We start from the raw sequence: 1,955 nt of genomic DNA on the forward strand, positions 1-1,955 counted from the left end.
GCCGTACCTTCACACGTTTTTAAGCAGACATTGCCCACAAAACCATCACATACGACGACATCAGCCGCATCTTGAAGTAATTGATTACCTTCAATATAGCCTATGAAGTTCACAGACTGAGTATTCGACAACATTTCAGCGCATCGTTTTACAAGGTCATTGCCTTTGATTTCTTCAGCGCCGATATTCAAGATAGCGACACGAGGCACGCGACCTAAATGTTGTTCTGCTAATGCACTGCCCATTACGGCAAACTGAAACAGTGAATCCGCGTCACTAGAAACGTTCGCTCCTAAATCAAGCATCCATGTACGGTTGCCAGAAGCGGTAGGCAAAGCTGAAACCAATGCAGGCCTATCAATACCAGGAAGGAGTTTGAGTCGGAAACGAGATAACGCCATCAGTGCGCCGGTGTTGCCACCACTCACACAAGCATCAGCTTGTGACTCGGCAACCAGATCGATAGCAGCACGCATAGAACTACCCTGACTATTACGTAAGGCTAGTGAAGGTTTTTCAGAATTGGAAATAACTCGATCACAATGCTGGATACTCAAACGAGAATCAGGCATTCGACCTAATGAAGATAATTGAGATGTGATCGCATTTCGATCACCTATGAGAATGACTTTTAGCTCTGGGAAATACGACAGTGCCTGCACGGCGGCAGGCACTGTTACACGAGGACCGAAGTCCCCGCCCATTGCATCAAGCGCAACGGTTAGATTTTGCAAAGGTCAACCTTACTTGTTGATAACCTTTTTGCCGCGGTAGAAACCTTCGGCAGTCACGTTGTGACGTAGGTGAGTTTCACCTGAAGTTGCGTCTACAGAAAGTGCAGCTGTAGTTAGCGCATCGTGTGAACGACGCATGCCACGCATTGAACGTGATTTCTTGCTCTTTTGTACGGCCATTGACCCTACTCCTATGTAAATTCTTAAAGATACTTACTAATAAGTTATTTCTTTAAGTTTTTTAAAACATCAAATGGATTCGGCTTTTTATCTTCCTCAATTTCTTCAGGAAGTTCACCAAACACCAAGTTATTTGAGTTAACGCTACATTTCGCATCGTCGTGCATTGCTATTTGTGGCAATCCAAGGATGAACTCGTCTTCAACTAATTGAATCAGGTCTAACTCACCGTACTCGTTCAGATCTACCAAATCGTACTCTTCCGGTGCTTCCTCTTCACTTTTCTCGCTGTAAACAGGAGTATAAGTAAATTGGACATCGCACTCATGTGCGAAAACCTCATTACAACGTTGACACTCTAAATCGACTTCGACGTTAGCTTTACCAGAGATAACGACTAATCGTTGTTCATCAAGCCCAAATGACATTGAGACTTGCGCGTCACGTTTTACGCCTTCAGTTGTTTCGGTTAAACGCTTTAAAAGACTGACTTGAATGATACCATCCATATCGAGTCGTTTTTGAGCCGTTCTTGCCGGATCAACTGTACGCGGTATTTTTTCCTTTTGCATAGGGCGCGAATCTTATCTTCCAAATCGTGTTTAGTCAAAGGAAATGGCAAAAAAAATGTACTTTCCTACCTTTCCTGTTCAGAGCATTATGAATAGCAGGATAAGTTACGTTATCCTGAACTAAATGCTTACACGAATTGTAAATTAAAATGAGAAATTACCAACTAGTTTTAGCTTCTACATCTCCATTTAGGCAAGAGATCCTCAAAAAACTACAGTTAGACTTTGTCACAGCAAAGCCTGACTGCGATGAAACGCCACTTCCAGAAGAGACTCCTCAACAATTGGTAATGCGTCTTGCTGAGACCAAAGCCAAGTCTTGTGCTGTCGAACAACCAAGCCTAGTGATTGGTTCCGATCAAGTATGTGTGATCGACGAAGAAATCATTGGCAAACCTCATACTCGTGAGAAAGCGATTGAGCAATTGTCTCGTCAAAGTGGTAAGAGCATCACTTTCTATACTGGGAT

The 1,955-nt window shown here is 43.2% G+C and carries 4 protein-coding genes; 1 reads left to right on the forward strand and 3 read right to left on the reverse strand.

What is annotated here, in order from left to right; all coding sequences use genetic code 11:
* From plsX to yceD, 3 genes are all read right to left on the reverse strand, one after another.
* Window positions 1-734, reverse strand: a 734-nt coding sequence (gene plsX, locus AB4496_RS25925) for a phosphate acyltransferase PlsX (protein ID WP_372132732.1), incomplete at its 3' end; no start/stop codon positions are given.
* A 9-nt stretch (window positions 735-743) separates the two neighbouring features.
* The gene (rpmF, locus tag AB4496_RS25930; protein ID WP_004737376.1) at window positions 744-914 is read right to left on the reverse strand and encodes a 50S ribosomal protein L32; all 171 of its coding nucleotides are present in this window, start codon (window positions 912-914) and stop codon (window positions 744-746) included.
* Between the two features lie 44 nt (window positions 915-958).
* Window positions 959-1,486 carry a 23S rRNA accumulation protein YceD gene (gene yceD, locus AB4496_RS25935; RefSeq protein WP_004733994.1) on the reverse strand — a complete coding sequence of 176 codons (528 nt, stop codon included), beginning with the start codon at window positions 1,484-1,486 and terminating at the stop codon, window positions 959-961.
* A gap of 149 nt (window positions 1,487-1,635) precedes the next feature.
* Here yceD and AB4496_RS25940 point away from each other — a divergent pair.
* Window positions 1,636-1,955, forward strand: a 320-nt coding sequence (locus tag AB4496_RS25940; protein WP_372132734.1) for a nucleoside triphosphate pyrophosphatase, incomplete at its 3' end; no start/stop codon positions are given.

This window comes from Vibrio sp. 10N.222.46.A1 (genome assembly GCF_041473595.1).
Lineage (GTDB): Bacteria > Pseudomonadota > Gammaproteobacteria > Enterobacterales > Vibrionaceae > Vibrio > Vibrio tasmaniensis_A.